Source organism: Sinorhizobium sp. 7-81, from assembly GCF_030124405.1.
Taxonomy (GTDB): domain Bacteria; phylum Pseudomonadota; class Alphaproteobacteria; order Rhizobiales; family Rhizobiaceae; genus Sinorhizobium; species Sinorhizobium psoraleae.
Window position 1 is genome coordinate 424130 of sequence record NZ_JASKLT010000004.1, and the last position, 15659, is coordinate 439788.

General features: G+C 61.2%; 13 protein-coding genes and 1 tRNA gene. 8 read left to right on the forward strand and 6 right to left on the reverse strand.

The window, feature by feature from the left end; genetic code table 11:
- Positions 1 to 135: 135 nt before the first annotated feature.
- The 3 genes from mmsB to chvE all read right to left on the reverse strand — a co-directional run bounded on the left by mmsB (position 136) and on the right by chvE (position 4050).
- The gene (gene mmsB / locus QN224_RS17930; protein ID WP_283977780.1) at positions 136 to 1350 is read right to left on the reverse strand and encodes a multiple monosaccharide ABC transporter permease; all 1215 of its coding nucleotides are present in this window, start codon (positions 1348 to 1350) and stop codon (positions 136 to 138) included.
- A complete protein-coding gene (mmsA, locus tag QN224_RS17935) occupies positions 1350 to 2885 on the reverse strand; it encodes a multiple monosaccharide ABC transporter ATP-binding protein (RefSeq protein ID WP_283977781.1) in 1536 nt (511 codons plus the stop codon). Before mmsA ends, mmsB begins: the two co-directional genes overlap by 1 nt.
- A gap of 97 nt (positions 2886 to 2982) precedes the next feature.
- Positions 2983 to 4050, reverse strand: a complete 1068-nt coding sequence (gene chvE, locus QN224_RS17940; RefSeq protein ID WP_283977782.1) for a multiple monosaccharide ABC transporter substrate-binding protein — start codon at positions 4048 to 4050, stop codon at positions 2983 to 2985.
- A 300-nt stretch (positions 4051 to 4350) separates the two neighbouring features.
- Here chvE and QN224_RS17945 point away from each other — a divergent pair, with 300 nt between their 5' ends.
- Positions 4351 to 5301 carry a LysR family transcriptional regulator gene (locus QN224_RS17945; protein ID WP_173510161.1) on the forward strand — a complete coding sequence of 317 codons (951 nt, stop codon included), beginning with the start codon at positions 4351 to 4353 and terminating at the stop codon, positions 5299 to 5301.
- 109 nt (positions 5302 to 5410) lie between these two features.
- The gene (locus tag QN224_RS17950) at positions 5411 to 5866 is read left to right on the forward strand and encodes a hypothetical protein (protein WP_283977783.1); all 456 of its coding nucleotides are present in this window, start codon (positions 5411 to 5413) and stop codon (positions 5864 to 5866) included.
- A 3-nt stretch (positions 5867 to 5869) separates the two neighbouring features.
- Here the strand turns inward: QN224_RS17950 and QN224_RS17955 are convergent, their stop codons facing one another.
- Entirely contained in the window at positions 5870 to 6100 is a 231-nt protein-coding gene (locus QN224_RS17955) for a hypothetical protein (protein WP_283977784.1), read from the reverse strand.
- Between the two features lie 352 nt (positions 6101 to 6452).
- Here QN224_RS17955 and iolG point away from each other — a divergent pair, with 352 nt between their 5' ends.
- Positions 6453 to 7445, forward strand: coding sequence for an inositol 2-dehydrogenase (iolG, locus tag QN224_RS17960; protein WP_283977785.1), 993 nt, complete (start codon positions 6453 to 6455; stop codon positions 7443 to 7445).
- A gap of 69 nt (positions 7446 to 7514) precedes the next feature.
- Here iolG and QN224_RS17965 read toward each other — a convergent pair whose 3' ends face one another.
- Positions 7515 to 9863, reverse strand: a complete 2349-nt coding sequence (locus tag QN224_RS17965; protein WP_283977786.1) for an EAL domain-containing protein — start codon at positions 9861 to 9863, stop codon at positions 7515 to 7517.
- A 78-nt stretch (positions 9864 to 9941) separates the two neighbouring features.
- On the reverse strand, positions 9942 to 11150 hold the full coding sequence (locus QN224_RS17970) for an ROK family transcriptional regulator (RefSeq protein WP_283977787.1): 1209 nt from the start codon (positions 11148 to 11150) through the stop codon (positions 9942 to 9944).
- Positions 11151 to 11495: 345 nt separating this feature from the next.
- Between QN224_RS17970 and xylF the strand changes: the two genes are divergently transcribed.
- The 5 genes from xylF (at position 11496) to QN224_RS17995 (ending at position 15583) form a co-directional block, all read left to right on the forward strand.
- Positions 11496 to 12536 (forward strand): D-xylose ABC transporter substrate-binding protein, encoded by a 1041-nt coding sequence (gene xylF, locus QN224_RS17975; RefSeq protein WP_173509496.1) that lies wholly within the window; start codon positions 11496 to 11498, stop codon positions 12534 to 12536.
- A gap of 259 nt (positions 12537 to 12795) precedes the next feature.
- On the forward strand, positions 12796 to 14109 hold the full coding sequence (locus tag QN224_RS17980) for a sugar ABC transporter permease (RefSeq protein ID WP_283977788.1): 1314 nt from the start codon (positions 12796 to 12798) through the stop codon (positions 14107 to 14109).
- A 15-nt stretch (positions 14110 to 14124) separates the two neighbouring features.
- Positions 14125 to 14910: an ATP-binding cassette domain-containing protein gene (locus tag QN224_RS17985; RefSeq protein ID WP_173509494.1), complete on the forward strand. Its 786-nt coding sequence runs from the start codon at positions 14125 to 14127 to the stop codon at positions 14908 to 14910.
- 232 nt (positions 14911 to 15142) lie between these two features.
- Positions 15143 to 15219 (forward strand) — tRNA-Arg (locus tag QN224_RS17990).
- Positions 15220 to 15307: 88 nt separating this feature from the next.
- Entirely contained in the window at positions 15308 to 15583 is a 276-nt protein-coding gene (locus tag QN224_RS17995) for a DUF6538 domain-containing protein (RefSeq protein ID WP_283977789.1), read from the forward strand.
- Positions 15584 to 15659 lie beyond the last annotated feature (76 nt).

The window sequence follows — 15659 nt, forward strand, 5'->3', positions numbered from 1 at the left end:
TCGCTGTGACACTTTGAATTGCTGCACCCATTCATGACGCAGGCAATGCGCTGCCCGAGGGTGACTCGCGCCACCCAACCTGGCGGCGTTGAGCCGCCCGTTTCTGTTTCTGGTGAAGGCTGATCGGAGACCCGGTCAGCCCTTGCCTTTGTTCTTGTTGTAGACGTCGAAGAACACGGCTGCGAGCAGCACGAGGCCCTTGATCAACTGCTGGTAGTCGATGCCGATGCCCATGATCGACATGCCGTTGTTCATTACACCCATGATGAAGGCGCCGATCACCGCACCGGTGATCTTGCCGACACCGCCCGATGCCGATGCCCCGCCGATGAAGCAGGCGGCGATCACGTCGAGTTCGAAGCCGACGCCGGCTTTCGGGGTCGCCGAGTTCAGCCGCGCCGTGATGATCATGCCGGCAAGGGCGGCGAGCACGCCCATGTTCACGAAGGCATAGAAGGTCAGCCGTTCGGTGTTGATGCCGGAGAGCTTGGCCGCCTTCTCGTTGCCGCCCATGGCATAGATCCGGCGGCCGATCGTCGAACGCGTCGTGATGAACGTGTACAAGGCGATCAGCACGCCCATGACGATGAGAACGTTCGGCAGGCCGCGATAGGTTGAGAGCTGGAAGCCGAGGAACAGGGCCACGACGCCGATGACCGCCATCTGGATCGCGAAGAAGACGAAGGGCTCGTTCTCGGTTCCGTGCTGCTCGTTGATCCGGCGATTGCGGAAACCGGCATAGATGGCATAGGCCACCAGCGCCATGACCGCAATCAGCGCCACATAGTTCTTGATGAGGCTGGTCGCCGGATCCGAAAGCGACAGGAAGTCCGGAATGAAGCCCGTCGAAAGCAGCTGGAACTCCTTCGGGAACGGCCCGATCGGGCGTCCGCCGAGCACGACATAGGTGAGACCGCGGAAAACCAGCATGCCCGCAAGCGTGACGATGAACGATGGAATCTTCTGGTACGCGACCCAGTAGCCCTGCGCGGCCCCCATGATGCCGCCGAGGATCAGACAGGCGGGCACCACGATCGCGAAATGCACCTGCCATTTGACCAGCATGATCGCCGAGATCGCGCCGATGAAGGCCACGATCGAGCCGACGGAAAGGTCGATATGGCCGGCCACGATGATCAGCAGCATGCCCAGCGCCATGATGACGATAAACGAGTTCTGCAGTACCAGGTTCGTGATGTTGACAGGCCTGAAGAGAACGCCGTCGGTCACGAACTGGAAGAACAACATTATGATCACGAGTGCGACCAGGAGGCCGTATTCGCGGATGTTGTTCCTGAGATAGTCCCCGATCGACGGTTTGGTGGTGTGGGTGCTCGTATCGGCGACCATTAGTGTTTCTCCCCTGAACGCATGATGGCGCGCATGATGGATTCCTGGCTTGCTTCTTCCTTGGAAAGCTCTGCCACGATGCGCCCTTCGTTCATGACATAGATGCGATCGCAGGTTCCGAGCAGTTCCGGCATCTCCGACGAGATCATCAGGATGCCTTTGCCCTCGGCCGCGAGTTGGTTGATGATTGTGTAGATTTCATACTTGGCGCCGATGTCGATACCGCGTGTCGGCTCGTCGAGTATGAGAACTTCGGGATTGGTGAACAGCCACTTGGACAGCACCACCTTCTGCTGGTTGCCGCCCGACAGGTTGATTGTCTCCTGATAGATCGAATGCGAGCGGATCCGGAGCTTCGCGCGATAGTCTGCGGCGACCTTTCGCTCTTTGCGCTCATCGATGACGCCGCTCGACGCGACTGCGCTCAGGTTGGCAAGCGTCGTGTTATCCTTGATGTTGTTGATCAGCACGAGACCGAGTTGCTTGCGGTCTTCGGTAACATAGGCAAGGCCCGCCTTGATCGCGCGCGGAATCGTGCTCACGTCCACCGGGTTGCCGCGCATGGTCACCTCGCCGGTGATCTTGTGGCCCCACGATTTGCCGAAGATGCTCATCACCGTTTCGGTGCGGCCGGCGCCCATCAGCCCGGCGATGCCGACGACCTCGCCGGCGCGGACGTTGAAGCTGACATCGTGCAGGAACTGCCGGTCGCGGTGATGCTGGTGGTAGACGTTCCAGTTCTTGACCTCGAGCAGCGTGTCGCCAATCTTCGGCTCGCGCGGCGGATAGCGATCTTCCATGGCGCGACCGACCATGCCCTTGATGATCCGGTCCTCGCTGATGTCTTCCTTGTGACAGTCGAGCGTTTCCACCGTGCCGCCATCACGCAGGATGGTGATCTGGTCCGCGACCTTCTTAATCTCGTTCAGCTTGTGCGAGATGATGATCGAGGTCATGCCCTGCTTGCGAAATTCCATGAGCAGCTTCAGAAGCGCGTCGGAATCGTTCTCGTTGAGCGAGGCTGTCGGTTCGTCGAGGATCAGCAGCCGAACCTTTTTGGAAAGCGCCTTGGCGATCTCCACCAGCTGCTGCTTGCCGACGCCTATGTCGGTGATGAGCGTCGCCGGCGACTCGTTCAGGCCCACTTTTTTCAAGAGTTCCTGCGTGCGGGCGAAGGTCTGCGGCCACTGGATCACGCCTTTGCTGGCGATCTCGTTGCCGAGAAAGATGTTTTCGGCGATCGACAACAACGGGACGAGCGCCAGTTCCTGGTGAATGATGATGATGCCGAGGTGCTCGCTGTCCGAGATCGTGCTGAAGCGGCGCACCTCGCCGTCATAGTGGATGTCACCCTCGTAGGTTCCGGCGGGATAGACGCCGCTCAGCACCTTCATCAAGGTCGACTTGCCGGCACCGTTTTCTCCGACGAGAGCATGAATTTCACCTTCGCGGACCTTGAAGCTGACATTGTCCAGCGCCTTGACGCCCGGAAACGTCTTGGTGATACCCCGCATTTCGAGAATGATATTGTCCATGTTCAGCATTCCAGCGGCAGTCTGCGAGAGATTACATACTCCCTCGCCCAGATAAAAGGGTCCGCAACGGATCGCGGACCCTCCATGTTCGACGGGATCAGTTGTTGATCTGGTCTTCGGTGTAATAGCCCGAGCCGACAAGGACTTCCTTGGCGTTGGACTTGTCGACCGAAACAGGCTTCAAGAGGTAGGACGGAACGACCTTGACGCCGTTTTCATAGGTCTTGGTATCGTTCACTTCCGGCTCCTTGCCATCCATGATCGCGTTGACCATGTTGACCGTGACCTTGGCGAGTTCGCGGGTGTCCTTGAAGACGGTCGAATACTGTTCATCGGCAAGGATCGACTTGACCGACGGCAGTTCCGCATCCTGACCGGTGACGATCGGCATCGGCATGTCGCCGGAGCCGTAGCCGACGCCCTTCAGAGCCGAAATGATGCCGATGGAGAGGCCATCATAGGGCGAGAGAACGCCATCGACCTTGGCATCGGTGTAGGTGGACGACAGCAGGTTTTCCATGCGGGCCTGAGCAACGGCACCGTCCCAACGCAGGGTGCCGACCTGATCCATACCCACCTGTCCGGACTTCACGACGATCTTGCCGCTGTCGATCAGCGGCTGCAGAACCGACATCGCGCCGTCATAGAAGAAGAAGGCGTTGTTGTCGTCCGGCGAACCGCCGAAAAGTTCGATGTTCTTCGGCTCGGTGGCGCCGTCGAGCTTCAGGCCTTCAACGAGCGACGTCGCCTGCAGCACGCCGACCTGGAAGTTGTCGAAGGTCGCGTAATAATCGACATTGCCAGAGTCGCGGATCAGACGGTCGTAAGCGATGACCTTGACGCCGGCGTCGGCTGCTTTCTGCAGGATGTCGGAGAGCGTCGTGCCGTCGATGGCGCCGATCACGAGGACCTTGGCGCCCTTGGTGACCATGTTCTCGATCTGCGCGAGCTGGTTCGGAATATCGTCATCGGCGAACTGCAGGTCCGGCGTGTAGCCGGCTTCCTTGAAAAGCTTCTCCATGGTCTCGCCATCGGAGATCCAGCGCGTCGACGTCTTGGTCGGCATGGAGATGCCGACCGTCCCCTTGTCCTGCGCGAAAACCGGCGCAGCGAAGGACGCGACGGAAATCGCCGCGGCTGCGAGAAGCGAAGTAATCAATTTCATCAGATCTCTCCCTGAGTGTTGAAGCCGGCAGGCCCCGTCTTATGCGCAGCGATCCACCGGCGCGGAGAGCTGGTCCCCGGCGGTGGTTTAAGGTGAAGGAAAGCCCTCCCGGCCCCACATACTCCCGCATGCACTGGCGCATCGAAGGGAAACTGGAATCAATCGACATAACTGTCAAATACAATATCGATTTGCATGCATATCAAAATTGGTATACCACGCAAAAAGAGTGTGATTATTGAAACTTTATGAAAACGGAACCGTGTCGTGACAGTGGACAGCAGGGCGAACGCCATCGGCATGGCGGACGAGCTCCTCGATACCGGCCTGTTGCGGTCCGGGCTGAAGATCAATCATCTGAGACTCATCCTGGCGATCGAGGATCACCGTCGCATCAGCACGGCAGCGGATTCGCTCGGCATTTCGCAACCGGCGGCATCGCGCATGCTGGCCGAGATCGAAGCAATCATGAAAGCACCGATCTGCGAACGCGTCGCGCGCGGCGTCGAACTGACCCGTTACGGCGAGGCGCTTGCACGGCGGGCACGAACGATCTTTCTCGAACTGCGCGAGGCTGCCCGCGAGATCAATGAATTGAAGACCGGCAGTGGCGGTTCGGTATCGCTGGGCTCGGTGACCGGCCCCGCCCTCAATCTAGCCGTACCGGCCATCCGCCAGGTCTCGACCGCCTATCCCGGCATCGAGATCAATGTGCAGATCGATAACAGCAATGTGCTGACACGCGAGCTCCTGGCGGCGCGCCACGACTTCGTCGTCGGCCGCATCCCGGACGATCTCAATCCGCGTCTCTTCAATCTGGTGGAGATCGGGTTCGAGGAAGTCTGCCTGATCGTTCGCGAGGGCCATCCCCTGCTCGACAAGCCATCCGCCAATGCCGACGACTTGCCGGGCTACGACTGGGTTTTCCAGCCGCCGGGCACGTTGTTGCGCCGTGCGGTGGAGGACAGCTTCGTCTCCGCCGGCGTCCGGCTGCCGGCGACCGTCATCAACACGTCGTCGATCATCCTGACGCTGTCGATCGTCCGAAACACCAACGCGATCGCCCCTGTCGCCCTCGACGTCGCGAACCTCGTGGCCGGTAACGGGACGCCCGCCGGCGATATTCGCGTGCTGCAGACGCAATTCCCCATCCGCATCAAGCCCTACGGGCTCATCACCGCAGAAGGCCGCGCCCTGCCCCCGAGCGCAAAGCTGCTTTACGACCTCATCCTGAAACAAAGCAGAGCGTGATCAGGCCCGCATATCCCTCATAGGGCAGGATCGCCAAAACTCGGTGCTTCGTCCGGGCGGCCGCAAAGCGGTTCGCCTTGAATGATTGTTTTTTTGAGAAGGCGACGTCATGTTCGGCATGTCGGTGTTCCAGTCGGTGCTCGAGAGACTGAAGGCGGAGCAGCAGGCCGGAACCTCCGACGAGGACTTCGGCGAACAGGCATTCCGGCACGGAATAGCGGGCTTCCCGCAAGGTTTCGTCATCGACACCTCGCCGTCCGTAGCCGCATTCGACGCCGTGGCGCATGCCTACAGTGAGATTGCACCGGCCGAGACGACGCAGCTACCGGTGATGCCCGAGTACCTGGAACGCACCAGTCTTGCCGAGATCGCGGCCGAACTGGCGCTTGAGGAGCAGGAAACCGCGATGACGCTTGCTGCCAAACGACGGCGTTTCGCCGCCGCAAACCATCCGGACCGGTTGCCGGCGGAGTTCAGGGCCAACGCCACCGCCCGGATGAAGCTCGCCAACATGCTGATCGACGAAGCGTCGCGAAGATTGCCGCGCGACAACAGTCGGACCTAAGCTTCACTTGGGGGTGTCACCCGCGTCGGTCTTGTCATCGGCCGGTTGCTTCGGCTTGTAGAAGATGAGCAAGGCGCAGCCGGCATAGGCGGTCACGGCCAGGAAGATCATGCCCCACACCGTCTGTCCGTTGCTGAACTCGACCGCCGTCCACGCGGCGCAGAAGGCGACGATCAACAGACGGATCCACAAGGGCCGGTAAAAAGGGTGGTCCGGATCGATGAATTTGAGCATCCTGTCTCTCAGCCGACGTGCAATTGGCCTCCCTTGTAGGGGCAAATCGGCCGCGCCCGCAAGTGTCCACCACAAACCAGCTCTTGACGGCCACAGCAGAAATAGAATAAAAATTCCGTAACTAAGTAATTTGGCCTTTTCATTCCGCTTTACCCGCAAAATTGGCGCAAGCGGGAGAATCGGGGCGGAGGCAAGGGAGAGAGGCGCACCTCGCCGCGGTCTGCGGCGACATCAATCATCGTTACACCTCCTTGACACATACGCAGGCCACACGGTCCGCGACGCCTTTGCGCGATGAGCGTCAATCATCGCGCCCCCTTCCGGTTGCGACCGGATTTCGAGAGAGACGAAAATGACTGTGAGATTTGGTCTTCTGGGCGCCGGGCGTATCGGCAAGGTTCACGCGAAAGCCGTCAGCGGCAATCCCGACGCCGTCCTCGTGGCGGTTGCCGACGCTTTCCCGGCTGCGGCGGATGCCATTGCCAAGGCTTATGGTTGCGAGGTGCGCACGATCGAGGCGATCGAAAGCGCCGCCGATATCGATGCAGTCGTCATCTGCACGCCGACCGATACGCATGCCGACCTGATCGAGCGCTTCGCCCGCGCCGGCAAGGCGATCTTCTGCGAGAAGCCGATCGATCTCGATGTCGAGCGCGTAAAGGCCTGCCTCAAGGTCGTGTCGGAAACCAAGGCAAAGCTGATGGTCGGCTTCAACCGCCGCTTCGACCCGCATTTCATGGCCGTGCGCAAGGCGATCGACGACGGCCGCATCGGCGATGTCGAGATGGTGACGATCACCTCGCGCGATCCGGGTGCGCCGCCGGTCGACTACATCAAGCGCTCCGGCGGCATCTTCCGCGACATGACGATCCACGATTTCGACATGGCGCGCTTCCTGCTCGGGGAGGAGCCCGTCACGGTCACCGCCACCGCAGCCGTGCTCGTGGACAAGGCAATCGGCGAGGCCGGCGACTACGACAGCGTTTCGGTCATCCTGCAGACGGCCTCAGGCAGGCAGGCGATCATCTCGAATTCACGCCGCGCCACCTATGGCTACGATCAGCGCATCGAGGTTCACGGATCGAAGGGTGTCGTCTCGGCGGAAAATCAGCGCCCGGTTTCAATCGAAATCGCTACCGGTGAAGGTTACACGCGCCCGCCGCTGCATGACTTCTTCATGACGCGCTATACCGAAGCCTACGCAAACGAGATCGAGAGCTTCATCGCCGCGGTCGAAAAGGGTGCGGAAATCATCCCCTCCGGCAAGGATGGCCTCGCCGCGCTGGCGCTGGCAGACGCGGCGGTGAGGTCGGTTGCTGAAAAGCGCCAGATCAGCGTCGCCTGAGGCCGGCACCTAGATAGTACGGACAAGCCGGGCTCAATGCCCGGCTTTGATTTTCACGCAACGAAAAATTCACGCTTCGGCCGATTTCAACCGGTCGCGCGCAGGCTGTTGGCTCGGCGCGCGCCCCGGGCGACCGGAGAGGAAGCCCTGTATCTGCTGACATCCCTCTTCGACGATGATCTGCCTCTGTCGCTCGGTCTCGACGCCTTCGGTCACCACCGGCAGGTTGAGGCTCTGGCCGAGAGCGATGATCGCGCGGATGATGGCATGCGCCGCCGGATCCTTGTCGAGGGCGGCGGTGAAGCTGCAATCGATCTTAAGCTTGTCAAAGGGGAAGGTCTGGAGATTGCTGAGCGAGGAATGCCCTGTTCCGAAATCGTCCATGACGATGCGCACACCGAGCAATCGCAGCCGGATGAGGGTCGTCAGCACGTCATCTCTGTTGTGCATCAAGGCTGCTTCGGTGATCTCCAGCTCCAGCCGGCGCGGCTCAAGACCGGTTCGCCTCAGAATCCCTTCGATCTGATCAAAGAGGTTGGGAAGCAGAAACTGGACCGGCGATATGTTGACTGAAATCGGCAGCGGTTCGTTCCACCGGACTGCTTCAAAACAGGCCTGCTCGAGCACCCACTCACCGATCTGGATGATCGAGCCGCTTTCCTCGGCGATCGGAATGAAAACGCTGGGACTGACGAGGCCGCGATCGGGATGCCTCCAGCGCAACAACGCCTCGTAGCCGACAACCCTGTCGTCACGCACGTCGACGAGCGGTTGGTACTCGAGGAAAAGCTGCCGCCTGACGACCGCGTGCCGGAGATCGTTTTCAATCTGCCGGCGCGTGCGCACGGCTGCGTCCATCTCGGCGTCGAAGAAGCAGGCTATACCCTTGCCGGTCTGCTTCGCCCGGTAAAGCGCCGTATCGGCATTGTTGCAAAGCCGGTCCGCCGTGACCCCATCGGCCGGATAGATCGCCACACCGATGCTGACGCCGACGGCCATCGGATCGCGGTTGGTATCCATTTCCTCGGAGAAAAGGCCGAGAATGCGGTCCGACAATTGCCGCGAGGCCTCCGGCTGCGCGACGGAAGGCTGTATGATCGCAAATTCATCGCCGCCAAGCCGCGCGATCGTGTCGCCTTCTCCACATGCTGCGCGCAGGATATCCGCTACCTTGCGCAGGATACGATCGCCCTCGCTATGGCCGAAAATATCGTTGACGGCCTTGAAGCGGTCGAGGTCCAGACAGAGAACGGCCAGCGGCTCATTCCTCGCGCTCGCCACGGCGATCGCCTGCGCCATGCGGCGGTCGAACGAACTGCGGTTCGAAAGGTCCGTCAGCGCGTCATGATGCGCAAGGTGCTCGATGGTGCGCTCGGCCTCCTTGCGCTGACTGAGATCGCGCACGAAAATCACGTCGCACTCCCGACCGCGGTATTCGATCGTGCGGCAGATATATTCGATGGGGATTCGCCTCCCGTCCGCGTGAAGCAGCTCGAGTTCGCATGATCCGCCGAACGCCGGGCGATCCACCGGCCGCTCGCGATCCTGCACGAACAGCTCCGCTGGGCTTGTTCTTGCCAATTCGCTTGCACTCCGGCCGCAAAGATCGGCAAAGCGCTCGTTCACATCGATGATTTCGTCGTCGCGAACGATCATCATGCCGTCGAGCGACGCGTTGACGAGCCCGCGAAGATCCGTGAGGTGCCTGTCAAGAAAGAGCGCACCGAAAGCCACGAGGATGAGTGTCGTCGATGCGGCGATCACGCCGCCGGCAAGCCAGGCGGGATCGAATACATCCGCGGCCGCAATGCTCGGATCCGGCACCAGGCTGACACCGCTCATCGACTTGAAATGCATCGCGCATATCGCCAGCACCAGCAGGAGCGTCGACACGACCAGCCTCCCGACACCGGACATTGTCCAAAACGCATGAAGCGCACCGCCGGCGATGAGCGCACCGAATATGACGGCGGTAACGGTCGATGTAAAATCGAAGGTGACCTGGCCTTGCGTTTCGACCGCGCGCATGCCGGTGAAATGCATCGCTGCGATGCCAAGGCCAAGCAGCACACCGCCGACGGCGAAAGCGTAACGGAAGGTCCCGGTCAGTGCGACGGCAAGTGCGATCCAGGACGCCGCGATCGCCACCAGCACGGAGAGTGTCGTTCCCCGGATCTCATAGGCGATCGGTATACCCCCGTCATAGGCAAGCATCGCTATGAAGTGCGTCGACCATATGCCGACACCGGATGCAAAGGCGCAGGCCGCGGTCCAAAGGCGCCGCTGGGTGCCTTCGCTGCGCTGCGCACGCAGCAACAGCAGCATCGTGGCGATGCTGCCGGCAAGACAAACGATCGCCGCCACGGCGATCAGACGCCAGTCATGATCATTGCGTATGCATGCAATCACTGAAAACATGGCTGCCCCCGCCTCCTGGGACAGCTTGGCAAGGAGTCGCTAAATAACTGTAAATTGCAAAAGCACCGGGACTCGCCTCTAGTCGTGCCCGGCGGCAAGGCCTCCATCAATTGTGCTCAGTGCGCGATTGAGATGACCATCGAAAACCAGCCGCTGCTCGTCCGCCACAACCGTGATCTCCGGCGGACCCATCAGGCGCACCTGCAAGGACTGGGCGAGCCCCTCCTCCACCCCCTTCTGCAGTAGGTCGAAGTAGCGCGTCCCTGGTCCGGTGACGAAGATCGGCATCGGCTCATAAAGGCTCAGCAGGCGGGAAATGCCGTTGCCGAGAGCGATCCCGGCCTGGCGGAAGGCATATCCAGCCATCCGATGGCCTTGGCGCGCACTGGCCGCGATCTTGTCCATTTCCGAAAGCGGCACGAATTTCGCCGGGATCGTATCGGAAGGCACCTCGAAGGCCGTGCGTAGGATTCCATAGAAGCCGGCGGCTGCCTCGATACAGCCACGGCTGCCGCACCGGCAGAGCCCGGCGGAACTCGTGTGCAGCATGTGCCCGAAATTCGGCGCCGAGACGTCGAGTTCGCCGAAATGCCCTTTCCGCGCCAGGCCGAGACCAATGCTGTGGCCGAGCGATATGGCCGCAAGCGCCTTGAAGTCGTCCCTCCCCTCCTCGGCCCGGACTGCCAGCGCCTGGGCAACCAGCAGCGTTTCGTTGCTCAGCATGATCTTGGCCCGCCACTCCGGCCGGAGCAGGCTTTGGAAATCGAGTTCCTCGCCGCCGAAGACCGGCGACCAGATCAGCCGCGCCCCGTCGCCGGCGACGAGACCCTTGCTGCTGATCGAGATGACGAGCACCTCTTCTTTCGTGATGCGCGAGCGCTGGAGCAGCCGTTCAAGCGCGGCGGCAAATATCTGTCCGAAGGCCGCGGTACCCTTCAGGTCGTGGTTTCTGGCTTCTTCGAACCGGTCGAGCAGCGTGCCGCCATAGTCGGCGAGCGAATACTGCACGATATCGGACGAGATGCGCACGACGATCACATAGCCGTAGTCGCGTCTCGGCATGAGCAGCACGCGCGGCCGGCCACGGCCACCCTGGACATGCTGTTCGCTCCTGGCGATGATCCCGGCGCGTTCCAGCTCAGCGGTGATGGCGGAGACGGTGGCGGAGGCGAGAGCGGTCTCCGACGCGATTTCCGTGTGGGACAAGGAGCCTCTCCGGCGGAGCGCCGCAAGGACAAGCATGCTGTTCTGCTGACGCACAAGTTCAGTACTGGACTTGGTCAGCATTACACATCCCTGTCGATGGCGGATCCTTCAACCACATGCCTCCTCCAAAGCATCTGTTGAGCGGCAAGACAAGGCGCCCCGCTTGTTTCCCTGGATCCAAGCCGGTTCAAGGATGAAAACAGGCGGCATTTCAAAGTCCTACAGCGATTTTCGAGCATCTCGGAAAAGACGCGCGGCGCTGCCGGGAGCCTTGTTGACAGCCTGCTAAAACTCTGACATTTATTTTCTCGACTGTCGAGAAAAAAGTCCGCACTGGTTGCGGCCCGTTTACGACAGCACTTCAGGGTTGGCCGAGGAGGCGTGCGGGAGGTTCGTGCGCACGGCGCAACCAATTGGGAGGATGAAATGAAATCCGTTTTGAAGCTGATGGCGGGGGTTGCCATCATCGCGTCAATGCATTCGGCCGCGATCGCCAAGGACCTTGTCGTCGGCGTCTCCTGGTCGAACTTTCAGGAAGAGCGTTGGAAGACCGACGAAGCCGCCATCAAGGCCGCGCTTGAAGCTTCCGGCGACAAATATATCTCCGCCGATGCCCAGTCTTCCGCCGCCAAGCAGCTGACCGACATCGAGTCGCTGATCGCGCAGGGCGCAAACGCCTTGATCGTGCTCGCCCAGGATTCCGATGCGATCGCCCCTGCGATCGAAAAGGCCACCGCCGAGGGCATTCCGGTCGTCGGCTATGACCGCCTGATCGAGAACCCGGACGCCTTCTACATCACCTTCGATAACAAGGAAGTGGGCCGCATGCAGGCTCGCGAAGTCTTCAAGGTAAAGCCTGAGGGCAACTTCGTCTTCATCAAGGGCTCCTCGTCCGACCCGAATGCCGACTTTCTCTTTGCCGGCCAGATGGAAGTGCTGAAGGAAGCGGTCGACGGCGGCAAGGTCAAGAACGTCGGCGAGGCCTACACCGATGGCTGGAAGCCGGAAAATGCCCAGAAGAACATGGAGCAGTTCCTGACCGCCAACGACAACAAGGTCGACGCGGTCGTAGCTTCGAACGACGGCACGGCCGGTGGCGCGATCGCCGCGCTTTCGGCGCAGGGTCTCGCAGGCTCCGTACCGGTTTCCGGTCAGGACGGCGACTTTGCGGCACTCAACCGCGTGGCGCTCGGCACCCAGACGGTCTCCGTCTGGAAGGACGCGCGTGAACTCGGCAAGAAGGCCGCTGAAATTGCTTCGGCTCTCGCCAGCGGCAAGACGATGGACGAGATCGAGGGCGTTCAAACCTTCAACGGCGGACCGAAGGGTGTTGCCATGAAGTCGGTCTTCCTGGCGCCGCTCGCCATCACCAAGGACAATCTGAACGTCGTCATCGACGCCGGCTGGATTTCCAAGGACGCGGCCTGCCAGGGCGTTGCTGCCGGCACCATCGGCGCGTGTAACTGACGGCTCGGCAATTGAATTGACCTCCAGACGCCGCAACGTGACCCGTTGCGGCGTTTGCTCGAGGTCGGGACGGTCTTGCGTGCGGGTGATAAGATCGCGGCAACGCGACGCTACTGCATGTTTCCTTGAATCGTAGCCGATCCAAGGACAAAAACATGCAGCAATTCAACGTGCTACAGCATCCTTTGCGCGTCTGGTACGACGCGCGGCGCTGTAGAACGACCGCATAGGCAAATGGAAACAGTGGGGGACGGCGGCCATGGCCGACACGACGAATACCGCACATTTTAATCGCGCGCGCAGCGCGGCGGAAAATCCGGTGAAGCGCTTCTTCCGCGCCACCGAAATCGACACCCGCCTCTTGGGCATGGTCGGCGCGATGCTGATCATCTGGATCGGTTTCAATTTCCTGTCCGGCGGCTTGTTTCTCACGCCGCGAAACCTCTGGAACCTGTCGGTGCAGACCGCCTCGGTCGCCGTCATGGCGACGGGCATGGTGCTGGTCATCGTCACGCGTAACATCGACCTGTCGGTCGGCTCGATCCTCGGTTTCGTCGGCATGATCATGGGCGTGTTGCAGGCGGAGCTCCTCCCACAGCTCCTCGGCTTCAACCATCCGGCTACCTGGATCATCACGCTCCTTGCGGGGCTGTCGCTCGGCGCGGCAATCGGTGCGCTCCACGGCATGATCATCGCCTTCCTCAACGTCCCGTCCTTCATCGTCACGCTCGGCGGGCTGCTCGTCTGGCGCGGCGCCACCTGGTTTGTCACGAGCGGCCGGACCGTCGCGCCGATGGACGCCACCTTCCGCCTGATGGGCGGTGGCACGGAAGGGTCGATCGGTGCGACAGCCAGCTGGATCGTCGGCCTTCTCGCCTGCGTCGCAATCGTCGCCAGCATTGTCCACTCGCGCAAGCAGCGCAAACGCTTCGGCTTTCCGCGCCGCCCGGTCTGGGCCGAGTATTTCCTGTCGGGAATGGGCTGCGCCCTCGTCCTCGGCGCCGTGGCGGTCGCGAATAGCTATCCCTGGCCGGCCAACATCGCCCGCAAATATGCCGAAGCCAACGGCATCGCCTGGCCGGAAGGCGGCCTCTTCATCGCCCATGGCATCGCCATCCCGGTGCTGATCGCCATCCTGATCGGCATCGTCATGACCTTCATCGCCACGCGCCTGCGCTTCGGCCGCTACGTCTTCGCGATCGGCGGCAATCCGGAAGCCGCCGAGCTTGCCGGTATCAAGACGCGCTGGGTGACGGTAAGGATCTTCGCGCTGATGGGCATGCTCTGTGCCGTTGCCGCCGCGATCTCCACGGCGCGCCTCAACGCCGCCACCAACGCGCAAGGGGAGCTCGATGAACTCTACACGATCGCCGCGGCCGTCATCGGCGGCACCTCGCTTGCCGGCGGCATGGGTACGATCGCGGGCGCCATGCTCGGCGCACTCGTCATGCAGTCGCTGCAGTCCGGCATGGTGCTCGTCGGCATCGACAGCCCGCTCCAGCGGATCGTCGTCGGCGTCGTGCTGGTGACCGCCGTCTGGCTCGACACCGTCTATCGCGCCCGCGCAAAATAATCAGGAGTACGAATGATGAGTGAACAACGCACTCCGCTTGTGGAAATGAAGAACATTTCCATCTCCTTCGGCGGCATCCACGCGGTGGACAACGCTTCCGTCGATCTCTATCCGGGTGAAGTGGTCGCCCTGCTCGGCCACAACGGCGCCGGCAAGTCGACGCTGATCAAGATTCTTTCCGGCGCCTACCGGCGCGATGCCGGCGAGATCCTGATCAATGGCGAACCGGCGGACATCCACAATCCGCGCGACGCCAAGAAATACGGCATCGAGACGATCTACCAGACGCTCGCCGTGGCCGACAATGTCGACGCTGCCGCCAATCTCTATCTCGGCCGGGAACTCCGCACCCCCTGGGGAACGCTCGACGATGTGGCGATGGAGGCGAAGGCACGCGAGGTGATGGGCCGCCTTAACCCGAACTTCCAGCGCTTCAAGGAACCGGTGAAGGCGCTTTCCGGCGGTCAGCGGCAATCGGTGGCGATCGCCCGCGCCATCCTCTTCAACGCCCGCATCCTGATCATGGACGAGCCGACCGCGGCCCTCGGGCCGCAGGAAACCGCACAGGTCGGCGAGCTCATCAAGCAGCTGAAGCGCGAAGGCATCGGCATCTTTCTGATCAGCCATGACATTCACGACGTGTTCGATCTCGCCGATCGCGTATCGGTGATGAAGAACGGCCAGGTCGTCGGCCACGCCCGCACCGAGGACGTGACCAAGGACGAGGTGCTCGGCATGATCATCATGGGCAAGGTGCCGCCGAAGGCGATCCCGGGCCCTGGCGCCATGCAGATGGCGTGACGGCACCACGGCCTGTGACCGCATCCGCCCCGATCGATCCGGCGCCGCATCCCTCAAGATGCGGCGTCTTTCTTTGGATCGATATCCTCCGATCGGCGATGCGAAGCGACTTCAGCGCGGACCAGGAAAACGAATTTCCCCCACAATCTCCTGCAATTGACCATTGAAGCGACGCGCAAGCTAGGCTAAGAACCGCTCACAGCCTGCTTCGGCGGCCCTGCCGCCAACGGATGCACCCGTAGCTCAGCTGGATAGAGTGTTGGATTCCGATTCCAAAGGTCACAGGTTCGAATCCTGTCGGGTGCGCCATCAGCTTCTTAAAAGGCCAATAAAGTCAATGTTTGCAGGCTCTTAAGCGCTCCTCTGGTACACGAATCGGTCCACAGAGAGGCACACAATGGGGCTGACTTTGCTCTACGTTCAAGAACCAACACGCGACAGAAGCACCTTCCATTACCGTCGAAGGGTCTCGTCGGAACTGAGGCCCTTCATCGGCAAGGGTGAGATCAAAGCTTCACTTGGACGGACCAGAGAGGAAGCCTTGAAGAAATATCCGGCTGTTCACGCCGCCGCTGAGAAGGCACTTGCTCGCGCTCAGAGGGAGCATGAGAAGGCCCAGCGTCGAGCGTCTGGTCTGGAGACGGTCACCATGTTGATTTGCACTGAGAAGTGACCCGGCATTTGCGCCGAGAATTGACCCGCCTTTTACGTATGTTTCGGGTCGGTGGTGGTGGTCAAGGTCCTGCTTT

What these genes read in the sequence shown, in the direction of transcription:
- mmsB (WP_283977780.1), bottom strand. Translation starts at nt 1,350, where the DNA reads ATGGTCGCCGATACGAGCACCCACACCACCAAACCGTCGATCGGGGAC.
- mmsA (WP_283977781.1), bottom strand. Translation starts at nt 2,885, where the DNA reads ATGGACAATATCATTCTCGAAATGCGGGGTATCACCAAGACGTTTCCG.
- chvE (WP_283977782.1), bottom strand. Translation starts at nt 4,050, where the DNA reads ATGAAATTGATTACTTCGCTTCTCGCAGCCGCGGCGATTTCCGTCGCG.
- QN224_RS17945 (WP_173510161.1), top strand. Translation starts at nt 4,351, where the DNA reads ATGGCGGACGAGCTCCTCGATACCGGCCTGTTGCGGTCCGGGCTGAAG.
- QN224_RS17950 (WP_283977783.1), top strand. Translation starts at nt 5,411, where the DNA reads ATGTTCGGCATGTCGGTGTTCCAGTCGGTGCTCGAGAGACTGAAGGCG.
- QN224_RS17955 (WP_283977784.1), bottom strand. Translation starts at nt 6,100, where the DNA reads ATGCTCAAATTCATCGATCCGGACCACCCTTTTTACCGGCCCTTGTGG.
- iolG (WP_283977785.1), top strand. Translation starts at nt 6,453, where the DNA reads ATGACTGTGAGATTTGGTCTTCTGGGCGCCGGGCGTATCGGCAAGGTT.
- QN224_RS17965 (WP_283977786.1), bottom strand. Translation starts at nt 9,863, where the DNA reads ATGTTTTCAGTGATTGCATGCATACGCAATGATCATGACTGGCGTCTG.
- QN224_RS17970 (WP_283977787.1), bottom strand. Translation starts at nt 11,150, where the DNA reads ATGCTGACCAAGTCCAGTACTGAACTTGTGCGTCAGCAGAACAGCATG.
- xylF (WP_173509496.1), top strand. Translation starts at nt 11,496, where the DNA reads ATGAAATCCGTTTTGAAGCTGATGGCGGGGGTTGCCATCATCGCGTCA.
- QN224_RS17980 (WP_283977788.1), top strand. Translation starts at nt 12,796, where the DNA reads ATGGCCGACACGACGAATACCGCACATTTTAATCGCGCGCGCAGCGCG.
- QN224_RS17985 (WP_173509494.1), top strand. Translation starts at nt 14,125, where the DNA reads ATGAGTGAACAACGCACTCCGCTTGTGGAAATGAAGAACATTTCCATC.
- QN224_RS17995 (WP_283977789.1), top strand. Translation starts at nt 15,308, where the DNA reads ATGGGGCTGACTTTGCTCTACGTTCAAGAACCAACACGCGACAGAAGC.